Raw genomic sequence first — 14,159 nt, forward strand, 5'->3', positions numbered from 1 at the left:
CAGCGTCCGGACGATGAAAAACCTGAGCGTCCGAATCCATGGCTACAACATATGGACATGAGGGCTTGGTGTGAAATTCTATTATCTTCTAAGGTAATTATAAAAAATCCGCATTTTATGATCGTCGTTTATAGTGCAGCGAAGCCCGATTGCGGTTTGCGCAGCAGCTGCGCCGGGCCCACCTCGGCTACAGAGCACACGCCAAGCATGGCCATGTCCCGAGACACTTCGTTGGCGAGCAGGTCAATGGCGTGGGCAATCCCTTCCTGGCCGGCCACGGCACCGGCAAAGGCGAACGGACGACCAACAAAGACAAAGCGTGCGCCCAGCGCCAGTGCCTTGAGCACATCGGTGCCGCGCCGGACGCCGCTGTCGAGCATCACCGGAATATTCGGGCAGGCCTTCACGATGCCGGGCAAGACATGCAGCGGGGCGACCGCGCCGTCCAGTTGTCGGCCGCCATGGTTGGAGACGATGATCCCGTCGGCGCCGTGCTCGCAGGCTTTGATCGCATCGTCTTTATGCAGAATCCCCTTGATCACCAGCGTGCCCGGCCAAAGGCTGCGAACCAGCTGCAGATGCGCCCAGCTCAGATGGCCGCGATTGGCAAAGGTCCGGCCAACGGTCGAGGACATGATCGGCGGGCCACGGTGTGCGTAGTTGTTCTCGAAATGCGGCATGCCGTGCTTGAGCAGTGTCTTCAGGAACGTGCCGAACAGCCATTTCGGATGGGTGATGCCATCCCAGGCCAGCCGAATACCGGGCCGCAACGGCGTGGAGAAACCGGCGCGCACGTTGTTCTCGCGATTGGCCTGGACCGGTGTGTCGACGGTAATCACCAGGGTTTTGAAACCCGCCGTTTGCGCACGCTGCACCAGCGCGATGATATTCGCCTCGTCGCCCGGCAGATAAGCCTGGAACCAGGCCTGCGGATTGGCTTTGACGACGTCCTCAAGCGGGATCAAGGACGATCCGCTCATGATCATCGGGATGTTCGCTGCGGCGGCGGCCTGGGTCAGGATCAGGTCGCCGCGATAGGCATACAGCGCGCTGATGCCCATCGGTGCGATACCGAAGGGCGAGCTGAACGACTGGCCAAACAGCTCCGTGGTCTGGCTGCGTCGGGAAATGTCCACCAGCGAGCGGGTAACGAACGCATAGTCCTTGAACGCCTCGCGGTTCCAGGCCAGCGACTGATTGTCTTCGGCCGCGCCCGCCACATAGCCAAAGATGGGCCGCGGCAGATGTTTTTCAGCAGCGGCTTCGAAGTCATCCAGGCGCAACACGGATTTCAATCGTCGAGCGCTGGCGGCGGTGGGTCTGGAGCGCTGTTGTACTTCCACTGTGGGGGACAATTGCATGCGGTTCTCGTCATTGATCAAGAGAAGGATTCTTTGGCGGGTGCGATTGCAGTGGGGTGTCAGGTGTCGATCTGAGTCTGTTCAGATCGGGACATCGCCCAGAATAGTCGCGCGATGCATGACTCGCCGCTGCGGGCGGTAGTCGTCCACCGCGTAATGCTGGGTCACACGGTTGTCCCAGAACGCTATGTCATTGACCTGCCAGCACCAGCGCAAGGTAAATTCCGGGCGCGTGGCGTGGCTGAACAGCAGCGCCAGGATTGCGGTGCTTTCCGTGTCGCTCAGTTCGTTGATGCGGGTGGTGAAGCCTTCGTTGACGAACAGCGATTTGCGCCCGCTGACCGGATGCGTGCGAATCACCGGATGGGAAAGCGGCGGATATTGGCGGCGCGTGGCCTCCCAGCGCGCGATGTCCTCAGCGTTGGTGCCGAAGCGCTCCAGCGGGAAGGAGCGCGTGAAATCATGAGTCGCGGTCAAACCCTGCAACAGCGTCTGCAACGGTTTGGACAGCGCTTCGTAAGCCGCGATGCCGCTGGCCCACAAGGTATCGCCGCCATAGTCCGGCAACTGTCGGGCGCTGAGCACCGCGCCCAGCGCCGGAGTCGGCAGGAACGTCACGTCGGTGTGCCAGACGGCGTTGTCGCGCACGTCAGTTACCGCTGTGTCGAGGATCAACACTTCGGGCTGTTCCGGCACATTCGGGTAAATCGGATGAATATGCAGCTCGCCGAATCGGGCGGCAAAGGCCGCATGCTGCCGTGGCGTCAGCGGCTGATCGCGGAAGAACAACACCTGATGATCAAGCAATGCCTGCTCGATGGCGTTGCGCTGGTCGGTGCTCAGTTCCTGGCTCAGGTCGACGCCACTGATCTGCGCGCCGAGGGCCGGGGTGATGGGGGAGATGTGCAGGGTCATAGTTGGAACTCAGATTTTCTGTGTGGGACCGGATTTATCCGGGAAGGCGTCGTTCTGCCCAGCGAAATTGGGCGCGAGTGCCGGCCTCTTCCCGGATGAATCCGGTCCCACGGTTGAATAGCGTTTCAATTCAGAGGTGGATTCGCCTGATCGCCCGTTGCAATCAATGACTCTGCCCATGCCACGGCACCAGCTTGCGTTGCAGGGCGCGCAGGCCCATTTCCATGGCGAAGGCGATCAGGGCGATGACCAGGATGCCCAGCACCACCACATCAGTGACTAGAAATTGCGCCGCCGATTGCACCATGAAGCCCAGCCCGCTGGTGGCGGCGATCAGTTCGGCTGCCACCAGCGTCGACCAGCCAACACCCAGGCCGATTCGCACACCGGTGAGGATTTCCGGCAGCGCGCTGGGCAGGATGACGTGGCGAATCAGTTGCCAGCGCGTCGCCCCAAGGGATTGCGCGGCGCGCAGTTTGGTCGGGTCCACGGTGCGGACGCCGGTGGCGGTGGAAATCGCAATAGGGGCGAAGATCGCCAGGTAAATCAGCAACACTTTGGAAAACTCGCCAATGCCGCACCAGATCACGATCAAGGGCAGATAGGCGAGGGGCGGAATCGGTCGGTAGAACTCGATCAACGGGTCGAAAATCCCTCGGGCGATGCGGTTATGGCCGATAGCGATGCCGACCGGAATCGCCGTCAAAACCGCAATCACCAATGCCAGGCCGATGCGTTGCAGGCTGGCACCCAAGTGCTGCCAGAGCGTCGAGTCCATGTAGCCTTTGGTCATCAGCAGCCAGCCTTTTTCCAGCACGGCGGAAGGCGGCGGCAGAAACAATGGGTCGATCCATTGACCCGCAGTGGCGGCCCACCAGGCAGTCAGCAACGCGATCAAGGTCAGCACGCTGATCGAGCGGGTGCTCAGTTGCCAGGGCAGAGCAGCGCCAGCGGGCTCGGCAGCTTTGCGGGCAGGGTTGCTCAATTCATAGCTCTTCATGTGCGTTGCTCCCGAGTGATGCCCCGTTGGGAGAACACACTGGCCAGCACATGTTCGCGGGTGTCGATAAAGCGCGGATCGGATTTGATCGCCCGCGCCGATTCGCCCGCCGCATACCGCTGGCCGAAATCCAGGTGCAGGCGCTCGGCGATGTGTCCGGGGTTGGGCGCCAGCAGGATCAGGTCGGTGGCGAGGAACACCGCTTCTTCGATGTCGTGGGTAATCAGGAACACGGGTTTGGCGGTACGTTGCCAGACTTGCAGCAGCAACTCCTGCATCTGTTCCCGGGTGAAGGCGTCCAGCGCGCCGAAAGGTTCATCCATCAGCAGAACCCGAGGATCCGCCGCCAATGCCCGCGCCAGTCCGACGCGTTGTTTCTGGCCGCCGGACAGCTGCCAGATGCGCCGCTGGTCAAACCCGGCAAGATCGACCAACGCCAGCATTTCCCGCGCCTTCGCTTCGCGCTCGGTGCGCGGCACGCCCGCCAGCTCCAGGCCGAAGGCAACGTTGGTCAGCACGTCTTGCCAGGGCAACAACGCATCGTCCTGAAAGACCACGCCGCGTTCGGCGCTCGGGCCGTTGACCGCAACGCCGTCCAGCGTGATCTGGCCGGCGCTGGGGCTGACGAAACCGGCGATCAGGTTGAGCAACGAGGTCTTGCCGCTGCCCGAAGGGCCGAGCGCTACCAGCAACTGTTGCGGCCCCAGACTCAGGGAAATGTCCGCCAGCACCGGCTCGGTCGCACCGGGATACTGTGCGCTGATACGCTCCAGTTTGAGCAAGGCCATCGTTGATTCTCCTGTAATGGCTTGGCTTACTGGGTGACGAATTTGGCGCTGACGTAGGGGGCGTAGTCGGCCAATACCGCGTCGACCTTGCCTTGTTCCTTGAGGAACACCGCAGTTTTGGTCACCGCTTCAATGGTCGGCGCGCCGAGCAGTGCGGCTTGATCTGCAGCCAGTGGATACACATTGCCTTGCAGCAGCGCGGGCACATCCGCAGCCTTGGCACCGGACAGATTCACGACCTTGTCGACGTTACTGCTGTTCGCCAGCCAGGCGGCCGGGTCTTTGCGGTAACTGGCGTAGGCGTCCAGCGTGACCTTGGCGAAGGCCTTGACGATTTCCGGGTGCTTGTCGGCGAAATCCTTGCGCACGATCCAGGCGTCGAACGTCGGTGCGCCGACTTTGGCCAGTTCGCCGGAGGTGATCAGCACTTTGCCGGTTTCCTTGGCGACGCCCAAGGCTGGGTCCCAGACGTAGGTCGCGTCGATATCGCCACGTTTCCAGGCGGCGGCAATCGCGGGCGGTGCGAGGTTGAGAATGGTGACTTTCGCCGGATCGATCTTCCAATACTTGAGCGCTGCCAGCAGGCTGTAATGACCGGTCGAAACGAATGGCACGGCGATTTTCTTGCCGATCAGGTCTTGTGGCGCATTGATCCCCGAACCGTTGCGAGCGACCAACGCTTCAGCAGCGCCGATCTGGGTCGCGATCAAAAAGGTTTCAACCGGCAGCTTGCGGGTTGCAGCGGCGGTCAGCGGGCTGGAGCCGAGGTAGCCAATTTGCACGTCGCCCGACGCAATGGCGGTAATCACATCCGCGCCATTCTCGAACTTGCGCCAGGCAATTTTTGAGTCAGTGGCTTTTTCATAAGCGTTGTCGGCCTGGGCGACTTTGGCCGGGTCGACCGTAGTCTGGTAGGCGACCGTGAAGTCCGCCGCCTGAGCCAGATATGAAGCGCCAGTCAATGACAGGACCACCAGAAGGCGAGTAGAAAAGTGCAGTTTCATCATGAAGCTCCGAATCAGGCGGGCCGAGGACTGGCTGAAACAGAGACTAAATGATCTAAGAAATTGTAAATAAATAACTTATTCGCATTAGCTTATGAGCGAATCTGCTGACTCATTCCGGCGTGCAACAGCCGGTCTGGCCCGTTATTCCGGCTTGTTCCATACCGCCTTGCTGATGTCGATCTGCTTGGGCAGCAGCTTGTTCTGATAGAACAGATCGGCTGTGGCTTGCTGCGCAGCAATGATTTTTTCATCGATGGGCAGGATCGGCGAAGGCGGGCGGTTATCGACGTAGCGGGCGATAACCGCCTCGGGCAAGCCCATGGAGCGGGTTAGCAGTTGCAGGCTGGGTTCACGCTGGGTGCGCGTCAGAGCTTCCGCTTCGGTCAGCTCGGCCAGCAGCGCGTGGATAAAATGCGCGTTATTGTTGGCGTAGTCGCGCCGCGCCGTGTACACCGGTCCGGACAGCCCGAGGCCTGCGCCGTCGGCCAGCAACCGCGTGTGACCTTCGCTCAGGGCCAGCGACGCGTAAGGATCCCAGATCGCCCAGGCGTCGACGCTGCCTTGCTCGAAAGCGGCGCGGGCGTCAGCCGGGGTGAGGTAGACCGGCTGAATGTCTTTGTAGCTCAGGCCAGCCTTGTTCAGCGCCCGCAGCAGCACGTTGTGGGAGCTTGAGCCTTTCTGAAAGGCGACCTTCTTGCCTTTCAGCTCTGCAACGCTGTGCAACGGGCTGTCCTGGCGCACGAGGATGGTTTCTGCCGCCGGTTTGGCCGGTTCGGCGCCGATATACACCAGATCTGCCCCGGCGGCCTGTGCGAACAACGGCGGAATATCCCCGGTGGAACCGACATCCAGGGCGCCGATATTCAGTGCTTCTAGCATTTGCGGGCCGGCCGGAAATTCGATCCATTGCACCTGAGTGCTGGCGAAGCGTTTCTCCAGCAGGCCGTGTTCCTTGGCCAGCACCAAAGCGATGGAGCCTTTCTGATAGCCGATGCGCAGGGTTTGCGGGTCGGCGGCCAGGGCGCAGTTTGCCGCTGCCAGGCCGATCAAGGCGGCAAAAAATAGGGTGATGGGTTTCATCTGTTCTCTTTATTTAACTATGTATTGATGAGGATCGTCGTGGGACCGGATTTATCCGGGAAGAGGCCGGTTCATTCACTGTATTTTCGTTGTCAGAAATGCCGCCTTCCCGGATAAATCCGGTCCCACTGGGTTCGTTCCCAGCCTCATTCAGCCGAAGACGGTTTTTCCCAGAGGTTGATGCCGCCTTCCACCGCAAACCGGTCGATCTCGGCCAGTTCTTGCGGGCTGAAATCGAGATTTTTCAATGCCTCGACGTTCTCGACGATCTGTTCCGGCCGACTCGCACCAATCAACGCCGAGGTCACGCGCGGGTCGCGCAGGGTCCAGGCCAGGGCCATTTGCGCCAGGCTCTGGCCGCGTCGCTTGGCGATGTCATTCAGCGCCAGCACGTGCTCAAGGTTTTCCTCCGACAAATGTGCCGCCTGCAACGAGCCACCGCCGGGACGATTGATCCGCGCGTTCTCGGGAATGCCGTTCAGGTATTTGTCGGTGAGTAAGCCCTGGGCCAGCGCGGTGAAGGCGATCACGCCCGCGCCGAGTTCTTCGGTGGCGTCCAGCAAGTCTTTTTCGATCCAGCGATTGAGCAGGTTGTAGGCCGGTTGATGGATCAACAGCGGTACTTTCCATTCTTTGAGCAGCGCCGCCATCTCTCGGGTTTTGCTGCCGGAATAGGACGACAGACCGATATACAACGCCTTGCCTTGCTGCACCGCCGTGGCCAGTGCGCTGGCGGTTTCTTCCAGCGGCGTATGCGGGTCGAATCGATGTGAATAAAAGATATCCACGTAGTCCAGGTCCATGCGTTGCAGGCTTTGATCGAGGCTGGCCAGCACGTACTTGCGCGAACCGCCGCCCTGACCATAAGGCCCCGGCCACATGTCCCAACCGGCTTTGGTGGAGATGATCAGCTCGTCGCGATATCGGGCGAAATCTTCTCGCAACAAACGCCCGAAATTGACCTCGGCGCTGCCATACGGCGGGCCATAGTTGTTGGCGAGGTCGAAGTGATTGATGCCCAGATCGAACGCCGTGCGCAACATGGCGCGTTGCGTGTCGGTGGGCGTGCTGTCGCCAAAGTTGTGCCACAAGCCCAGCGACAGGGCGGGCAGGACCAGGCCACTGCGACCGGTGCGGCGGTACGGAATGATGTCGTAACGATTTTCCGCTGCGATGTAAGTCATGACTTGTCTCCTTGAGTCAGGTTGGACGGCTGCGGGTGGTAGCGATGTGGCGGTCGTTGCAAACCCAGGTTTTCCCGCAAGGTGCTGCCGCTGTATTCATGTCGGAACAGTCCACGGCGCTGAAGTTCGGGAACAACGTGGCGGGCAAAATCCTCAAGGCCGCCCGGCAGATGCGGCACCAGTACGTTGAATCCGTCAGCGGCCCGTTGTTCGAACCAGGCTTGCAGCTCATCGGCGATCTGGCTCGCAGTGCCGATCAGACTGTGATGACCTCGGCCTCCGGCAATCCGCCGTCCCAGCTGGGCGAGGCTGAGGTTCTCATTTTTCGACAACTGGGTCAGCAGCGTCTGGCGGCTTTGCTGACCACTTTCGGTCAGTGGCAAGGGCGGCAGTGGTTCATCGAGTGGGTAACCGGACAGATCGAAGTTACCCAGCATACGCCCCAATAGCGCGACGCCAACTTGCGGTTTCACCAGTGCCTGAAACTCCTCGAATTTTTCCTGGGCCAGGGCTGCGCTGTCACCCACCACCACGAACACCCCCGGCATGATTTTCACGGCCTCGGGGTCCCGGCCGAAACGCTGCATGCGTCCTTTGAGGTCGGCGTAGAACGCCTGGGCGGTTGCCAGTGAAGTCTGTGCTGTGAATACCACTTCGGCAGTTTCCGCTGCCAGTTCGCGGCCGGTTTCGGAAGAACCGGCCTGAACCACCACCGGTTGCCCTTGCGGTGAACGCGCGACGTTCAGCGGGCCCTTGACCCGAAAATGTTCACCCTGATGATCAAGCACATGCAGCTTCGCCGGGTCGTAGTATTGGCCGCTGGCCTTGTTACGGATAAACGCATCGTCCTCCCAGCTGTCCCACAAACCGGTCACCACCTGGTGAAATTCCCGGGCGCGGCTGTAGCGGTCGCTGTGGCCAATGTGCTCGTCGCGACCGAAGTTCTGCGCCTCGGCGGCGGCATCGGAGGTCACCAGATTCCAGCCCGCACGCCCGCCGGACAGATGATCCAGCGAGGCGAATTTGCGGGCCACGTGGTAAGGCTCGTTGTAACTGGTGGTCGCCGTGCAGATCAGGCCGATGTGCTCGGTCACGGCGCTCAAGGCCGACATCAAGGTCAACGGCTCGAAATGATCGGAGCGGGCCATATGGCTGGCCATTGCTCCGGTGGGCGCGGCGACGCTGTCGGCGACAAACAGCGCGTCGAATTTCGCGGCTTCCGCCACCTGTGCCAGATGTTTGTAATGCTTGAAATCCAGACTGGCATCGGCCGGAACATCCGGGTGGCGCCAGGCGGCAACGTGATGACCTGTCGCCATCAGGAATGCGCCGAGTTTGAGTTGGCGGGGTGTTTTGGTCATCGCTGGCTCCTTGCAAAATCATTGACCGAGCCGCGCCCATCGCGAGCAAGCTCGGTTCCTACAGGATCTCTGGTGACGGTTTAGAAATCCTTACGCAACTGCACGCCGAAGTAGCGTTCGTCATCACGGGGTACGGCGCGGTAGATGTAGCCGCTGCCGCTCGCCAGCATCGGCGAGTAAGACTTGTCGGCGAGGTTTTTCGCCAGCAGCGCAACGCGCCAGCCATTGTTGTAGTCGGCCAGGCCGACGCTGGCGTTCCAGATGCCGTAGGCGCCTTGTTTAGTGTCCGGGTTCTGGCTGATGTCGTACTGCACTTCGCTTTGCCAGCTGTAGTCAGTACCCAGTTCGATGTCGAGGCCGTTATCCAGCGGGATGCTGTAATCGGCACGCACGTAGCTCTTCCAGTCTGGCGAGTAGGGCAGGGTCTTGCCATCGACATTGCAGGAAGCCGCAGCGCCTACCGGGCAGGCAAAGGTGTCAATGCGCGCCTTGGTGTAGGCAACGGCCCCGGAGAATTTCAGATTCTGTGTGGCTTGCAGAGCGAAATCCGCTTCGACGCCTTCAGTGCTGACACTGCCGGCATTGATCAGCCGCGTCACTACCTGGCCTGCAACCGTGTCGAAGAAGTTCGCCTGATAATTGTCGTAATCGCTATGGAACACCGCGACATTGGTGGTCAGGCGGTTGTTCCAGCTCGTCGCCTTGACGCCCAGTTCCCAGGTGTTGGAGGTCTCCGGTTTGAGGGCGTCAGTATCCCGGGGTTGCATGTTGAAGAACACGTTATAGGCCGGGCCTTTGTAGCCTCGTGAATAGGTGAGGTAAGTCATGACGCTGTCGGTCAGGTCGTATTGCACGCCCAGGCGGCCGGACCAGCCGTCTTCATCCACTGCCCCGGAACTGCTGGTCGCTGGCTGAATGCCGCTGACCGTGGTTGCCGATGTGGACACGCGGCGGTGATCGTATTCCAGCTCGTCGTAGGTCCAGCGCAAACCGGCAATACCGCGAAAGCGTTCGGTGAAGTTCAGCGTGGTTTCGCCGAACACCGAATAGCTGTCACTGGTGGTGCTGTAATCGGCGACGCCGACGTTGGTTGAGGTCGGTGCGACCAGCGCGCGACGATAGGTTTCTTCGTCCTTGCCGTGCATGTAAAACAGACCGCCAACGTATTCGAGGAACCGTCCTTTTGGCGATGCCAGACGCAGTTCCTGCGAGTATTGATTGAAGTCCAGTTCGCCCTTGTCTTCGGTGCCGGGGAGCGCGGCACTTATCGTCGCCAGGCGGTCGCCATCCTGCCACTGTGTGTTGTTCCAGCCGCGCCACGCGGTGATCGATGTCAGGGTGTAATCGCCCAGGCTCCAGTCGAGCTGGGCGGACAAACCCTTGTTGATATCGTCCACGTGACTGCGGTAATCGCTCTGAATGTCGCGGTTGTCACTGCTGGCCCGCACCGGTGCAAGTGCACCTGCGAACGCCGGAGTCAGGGATTTGCTGATCACGCCGTTGGGTGCGTCATCGTGGGCCTGCATGTAGTCGGCGATGACGGTCAGCTTGATGTCGTCGTTCGGGGTGAACTCCAGCTTGCCCCGCGCGCCTTTGCGGTTGTAACCATTGACTTCCTGGCCGTTGGCCTTGTTGTCGACGTTGCCGTCGTAGCTGCCGAACAAGGTGGTCAGCGAGGCTTTCAAAGTGTCAGGAATCAGGCTGCCACCGATGCCGAAGCGGGTGCGGCTTTCGTTGCCGCTGTAGTACGACTGATCGATGTAACCGTGGGTTTCAGCGGTCGGTGCCTGGCTGATCACATTGAGTACGCCGGCCGAGGCGTTTTTGCCGAACAACGTGCCTTGCGGCCCGCGCAGCACTTCAATGCGTTCCAGCTCCATCAGGTCCAGGGTTGCCTGACCGGGACGGGCGTACACCACGCCGTCCACGACGGTCGCCACCGTGGGTTCAACACCCGGTGAGGTGGAAATGGTGCCGACGCCGCGAATGAACAGCGACGTGTCCTTGTTCGACGCGCCGGTGCGGAAGTTCAGGCTCGGCACTTGCTGGACGATGCTGGAAACGCCGTTGCGGTTATCGCGCTCCAGCTGTTCGCCGTCAATGACCGATACCGCCACGGGAACCTTTTGCAGCGATTCTTCGCGGCGGGTTGCGGTGACGGTGACGGCTTGCAAGGTTGCCGCTTCGCCCGTGGTTTCATTTGCTGCCAACGTCGGCAGACTGGTCAATGCCACTGCGGCGGCGATGGCTTGCGTCAGGCGTGTCGGTGTGTTGCGTTCCCCAAAGGTGTATTGCATGTCGGTGCTCGCTCGAAAATGCCCCGGCTGCCGTGGCTCTGCGTCCACTGCGCCTGATGATGTGCTGTGGTGTTGCGGCGGCATTCGCTCAAGCGAGTAGCTGACATAAACACTTGGTTAGCGCTAACATCGCAATTATCGGTGTGAGATTGATATGTCGTCAAATACTGAAAAGTCAGTCCCATATTCCTTTTTGTAAGGTCGGAGCACACTCCCTTGGATGATCGCAAGCCTTCGCCACGCAAGCGGCGCAATGCCGGACGGGTCACGCTCGATGCCGTCGCCCGCCACGTTGGCGTGTCGATGATGACGGTCTCGCGCTACTTCAATCAGCCCGATCAGGTGTCGGAGGATCAGCGGGAAAAGATCGCTGTCGCTGTCGCGGAATTGGGTTATGTGCCGAATCTGGTAGCCGGGGGGCTGGCGTCGGCCCGTGGTCGGATCGTTGGCATGGTGGTGCCGAATATCTCTGGGCCGATCTTCGCCGACACCATCCAGGGTTTTAGCGACACCCTCAGTCGGTATGGTTATCAATTGCTGCTGGCGTCCAGTTACTTCTCGGTCGAACAGGAAGAAAACGCGGTGCGCGCGTTCCTTGGCTGGTCGCCTGCGGCTTTGGTGGTGACCAGCCATTTCCATAGCCCGGCGACGGAGAAAATGCTCGCCGCTGCGGATATTCCGTTGATTGAAACCTGGGATTACCAGCCTGATCGCGCGCCGATGCAGATCGGCTTTTCCCACTTCGACGTGGGCGTCTCGGCTGCGCGGTATCTGCACGGCAAAGGCTATCGACGTATCGCGTTCGTGCAGAACAGCGCCGCCGGTGACTTCAGCGCCCTTGAACGCCGTGACGGCTGCGCCGCTGCGTTGATCGAGCTGGGTCTGACGCCGATCCTGTTTGCGCCGGACACGAATCGCGCACCGTTCGAAGCCGGCAAACAGGCCATGCACGAGCTGATGAGTCGAGCCGAAAAGCCCGATGCCATCGTATTTGCCAACGACAATCTCGCGGCTGGCGGGTTGCTGGCGGGACAGCGCGCCGGTCTGCGCATTCCTCAGGATTGTGCAGTGCTGGGTTTCGGTGACTACGCCTTTGCCGAAATGCTCATGCCGAGCCTGAGCACTATCAAACCCCCAGCGTTGGAGATCGGCGTACTGGCCGCGACCCGACTGCTGCAAAGCCTTGAGGTGGTCGAGCTGGAAGGTGAGTTGCAGCGTATGAATCTGCTCAAGTGTGAAGTGATCGAGCGGGAGAGTACGTGATGAGGCGGTCGCATAGTGGGACCGGATTTATCCGGGAAGGGGTCGACTCAGGCACACGCTTCGTGACGCCAGACGCGTGCTTTCGCGAATGAATTCGCTCCCGCAAATCCATCCAAGCGAAAACGTTTTATGCGATTACCGCATAACCATCGTCGAAAATATTCTTTTAAGAGATAACGTGTCTCGTGGATTATTCACCCCAAGCGCCGTCGTAGAGCCATTCGCTTTGCGCCGTGTCGTGAAACTCATTCCAGGACTTGCAGGAGTTAATGATGGGCAATGTCCAAACCGCCAATGCGCATGAAGCGCTGTGGCGTCCGGCACCGGGTGGCGCGCTGCTCGATCTGGGACGGATCTATCGTGGGCCGTTGGCGCTGTCACGCCTGCACACCACGCCGAAACGGATCCTGAGCCGACGCGAAGCGGTGTTGCTCGGGGTATTCGCCATTGTGCTGCACGGCGCGGTGATTTACTGGGTCAACCAGCATCCGCCAGCGGTGCTGCCCGTGGTTCCGCCGGAAATCCCGCTGATGACCATCGAGTTTTCCCAGCCGGCACCCCCAGTGGTGGAAACGCCGCCGCCACCGCCCGAGCCCATCGTGCAGCCGGTGGTTGAGGAGCCGCCACCGCCAGTCGAGGACGAACTGGCCGTGAAACCTCCGCCGCCCAAGCCGCTTCCCAAGCCCAAGCCAGTGGTCAAACCTGTGCCCAAGCCGGTCGCCAAACCTGTCGAGCAACCGCCCGTTCCGGTCGCACCGCCACAACCGGTGGCCGCGCCAGCGCCTCCGGCACCACCCGCTCCAAAACCGGTGACGCCGGCTTCGGCCAGCGCCGGTTACCTGAAAAACCCGGCCCCGGAATATCCGGCGCTGGCCATGCGGCGCGGCTGGGAAGGCACGGTGTTGTTGCGAGTGCATGTATTGGCCAGCGGCAAACCCGGCGAAATCCAGATTCAGAAAAGCAGCGGACGCGATCAACTCGACGACGCAGCACTGGCCGCCGTGAAACGCTGGAGTTTTGTGCCGGCCAAGCAGGGTGACGTCGCCCAGGACGGTTGGGTCAGCGTGCCCATCGATTTCAAGATCCGCTAGATCCCTTATTCGTTTGAATTCGCGAGCTACCTGAACCAAAGGCGCATCGCTACACCACACATGCCTTGTTCAGAGAGAGTTTCGCCATGAACCTACTTGCTTCCCCCTTCGAATCCATCGAGCACGCGGTCATCTGGCTGCTGGTGATTTTCTCCGTCGCCACCTGGGGCCTGGCCCTGCTCAAGGGCGTGCAATTCACCCGCCTGAAAGTTCAGGATCGTAAATTCCACAAGCAATTCTGGGCCGCATCGAGCCTGGATTCCGCTGCGCAACTGGCTCACGAACAGCCTGGTGCCGCCGCCCGCGTAGCCTTGGCCGGTTACGCCGCGATTCAGGTGCCGGATGGTGCGCACGCCGCCGATCTGAGCCAGGCGATCAATCATCAGGACCGCCTGGAGCGCGCCTTGCGCCAACAGATCGTGCGGGAGCGCCGCTCGCTGGAAACCGGTCTGGCGATCCTTGCCAGTATCGGCAGCACCTCACCGTTTATCGGTCTGTTCGGTACGGTGTGGGGCATCATGTCGGCGCTCAAGGGCATCAGCGCGGCGGGTTCGGCGAGCCTGGAAACCGTGGCCGGTCCCATTGGTGCCGCACTGGTCGCCACTGGCGTGGGGATCGCCGTCGCTGTGCCGGCGGTGCTGGTTTACAACTACTTCCTGCGCCGCCTGAAACTGACCGCTGCCGACCTCGATGACTTCGCCCACGACTTCTACAGCCTGGCGCAGAAAAATGCGTTCCGCGTGCTGCTGCATCCGGTGTTGAACAAGTCTGGCGCAGCCGTTGCCGGGCAGAAAGTGAAGGAGGCGTCCTGA

General features: G+C 60.8%; 12 protein-coding genes. 3 read left to right on the forward strand and 9 right to left on the reverse strand.

Annotation, left to right across the window (positions count from 1 at the left end):
- Positions 1–128: 128 nt before the first annotated feature.
- The 9 genes from ACP7E4_RS07920 to ACP7E4_RS07960 form a co-directional block, all read right to left on the reverse strand.
- Entirely contained in the window at positions 129–1,361 is a 1,233-nt protein-coding gene (locus ACP7E4_RS07920) for an alpha-hydroxy acid oxidase (protein ID WP_426115127.1), read from the reverse strand.
- An 81-nt stretch (positions 1,362–1,442) separates the two neighbouring features.
- Complete coding sequence (gene tauD / locus ACP7E4_RS07925) at positions 1,443–2,276, reverse strand: taurine dioxygenase (RefSeq protein ID WP_426115125.1); 834 nt, start codon at positions 2,274–2,276, stop codon at positions 1,443–1,445.
- A gap of 163 nt (positions 2,277–2,439) precedes the next feature.
- Positions 2,440–3,276, reverse strand: a complete 837-nt coding sequence (tauC, locus tag ACP7E4_RS07930; RefSeq protein ID WP_426115123.1) for a taurine ABC transporter permease TauC — start codon at positions 3,274–3,276, stop codon at positions 2,440–2,442.
- Complete coding sequence (gene tauB, locus ACP7E4_RS07935) at positions 3,273–4,064, reverse strand: taurine ABC transporter ATP-binding subunit (protein WP_426115121.1); 792 nt, start codon at positions 4,062–4,064, stop codon at positions 3,273–3,275. The genes tauC and tauB overlap by 4 nt, the downstream gene beginning before the upstream one ends.
- A gap of 26 nt (positions 4,065–4,090) precedes the next feature.
- The gene (tauA, locus tag ACP7E4_RS07940) at positions 4,091–5,068 is read right to left on the reverse strand and encodes a taurine ABC transporter substrate-binding protein (RefSeq protein ID WP_426115119.1); all 978 of its coding nucleotides are present in this window, start codon (positions 5,066–5,068) and stop codon (positions 4,091–4,093) included.
- A 144-nt stretch (positions 5,069–5,212) separates the two neighbouring features.
- Complete coding sequence (locus ACP7E4_RS07945) at positions 5,213–6,151, reverse strand: sulfonate ABC transporter substrate-binding protein (RefSeq protein ID WP_426115117.1); 939 nt, start codon at positions 6,149–6,151, stop codon at positions 5,213–5,215.
- Positions 6,152–6,297: 146 nt separating this feature from the next.
- A complete protein-coding gene (mgrA, locus tag ACP7E4_RS07950; RefSeq protein ID WP_426115115.1) occupies positions 6,298–7,335 on the reverse strand; it encodes an L-glyceraldehyde 3-phosphate reductase in 1,038 nt (345 codons plus the stop codon).
- Positions 7,332–8,696 (reverse strand): LLM class flavin-dependent oxidoreductase, encoded by a 1,365-nt coding sequence (locus tag ACP7E4_RS07955; RefSeq protein ID WP_426115113.1) that lies wholly within the window; start codon positions 8,694–8,696, stop codon positions 7,332–7,334. The genes mgrA and ACP7E4_RS07955 overlap by 4 nt, the downstream gene beginning before the upstream one ends.
- Positions 8,697–8,776: 80 nt before the next feature.
- Positions 8,777–10,993 carry a TonB-dependent receptor gene (locus ACP7E4_RS07960; RefSeq protein WP_426115111.1) on the reverse strand — a complete coding sequence of 739 codons (2,217 nt, stop codon included), beginning with the start codon at positions 10,991–10,993 and terminating at the stop codon, positions 8,777–8,779.
- 216 nt (positions 10,994–11,209) lie between these two features.
- On the opposite strand from ACP7E4_RS07960, the gene ACP7E4_RS07965 reads away from it, so the two are divergent.
- The 3 genes from ACP7E4_RS07965 (at position 11,210) to ACP7E4_RS07975 (ending at position 14,159) form a co-directional block, all read left to right on the forward strand.
- Positions 11,210–12,256 carry a LacI family DNA-binding transcriptional regulator gene (locus tag ACP7E4_RS07965; protein ID WP_426115109.1) on the forward strand — a complete coding sequence of 349 codons (1,047 nt, stop codon included), beginning with the start codon at positions 11,210–11,212 and terminating at the stop codon, positions 12,254–12,256.
- 272 nt (positions 12,257–12,528) lie between these two features.
- On the forward strand, positions 12,529–13,347 hold the full coding sequence (locus ACP7E4_RS07970) for an energy transducer TonB (RefSeq protein WP_426115107.1): 819 nt from the start codon (positions 12,529–12,531) through the stop codon (positions 13,345–13,347).
- 86 nt (positions 13,348–13,433) lie between these two features.
- Positions 13,434–14,159, forward strand: a complete 726-nt coding sequence (locus tag ACP7E4_RS07975; RefSeq protein WP_426115105.1) for a MotA/TolQ/ExbB proton channel family protein — start codon at positions 13,434–13,436, stop codon at positions 14,157–14,159.

The sequence above is a fragment of the Pseudomonas sp. DSP3-2-3 genome (assembly GCF_049898225.1).
Classification (GTDB): Bacteria; Pseudomonadota; Gammaproteobacteria; order Pseudomonadales; family Pseudomonadaceae; genus Aquipseudomonas.

Excerpts from the sequence above, each read along its gene's own strand:
- ACP7E4_RS07920 (WP_426115127.1), bottom strand. The coding sequence starts at position 1,361 with ATGCAATTGTCCCCCACAGTGGAAGTACAACAGCGCTCCAGACCCACC.
- tauD (WP_426115125.1), bottom strand. The coding sequence starts at position 2,276 with ATGACCCTGCACATCTCCCCCATCACCCCGGCCCTCGGCGCGCAGATC.
- tauC (WP_426115123.1), bottom strand. The coding sequence starts at position 3,276 with ATGAAGAGCTATGAATTGAGCAACCCTGCCCGCAAAGCTGCCGAGCCC.
- tauB (WP_426115121.1), bottom strand. The coding sequence starts at position 4,064 with ATGGCCTTGCTCAAACTGGAGCGTATCAGCGCACAGTATCCCGGTGCG.
- tauA (WP_426115119.1), bottom strand. The coding sequence starts at position 5,068 with ATGAAACTGCACTTTTCTACTCGCCTTCTGGTGGTCCTGTCATTGACT.
- ACP7E4_RS07945 (WP_426115117.1), bottom strand. The coding sequence starts at position 6,151 with ATGAAACCCATCACCCTATTTTTTGCCGCCTTGATCGGCCTGGCAGCG.
- mgrA (WP_426115115.1), bottom strand. The coding sequence starts at position 7,335 with ATGACTTACATCGCAGCGGAAAATCGTTACGACATCATTCCGTACCGC.
- ACP7E4_RS07955 (WP_426115113.1), bottom strand. The coding sequence starts at position 8,696 with ATGACCAAAACACCCCGCCAACTCAAACTCGGCGCATTCCTGATGGCG.
- ACP7E4_RS07960 (WP_426115111.1), bottom strand. The coding sequence starts at position 10,993 with ATGCAATACACCTTTGGGGAACGCAACACACCGACACGCCTGACGCAA.
- ACP7E4_RS07970 (WP_426115107.1), top strand. The coding sequence starts at position 12,529 with ATGGGCAATGTCCAAACCGCCAATGCGCATGAAGCGCTGTGGCGTCCG.
- ACP7E4_RS07975 (WP_426115105.1), top strand. The coding sequence starts at position 13,434 with ATGAACCTACTTGCTTCCCCCTTCGAATCCATCGAGCACGCGGTCATC.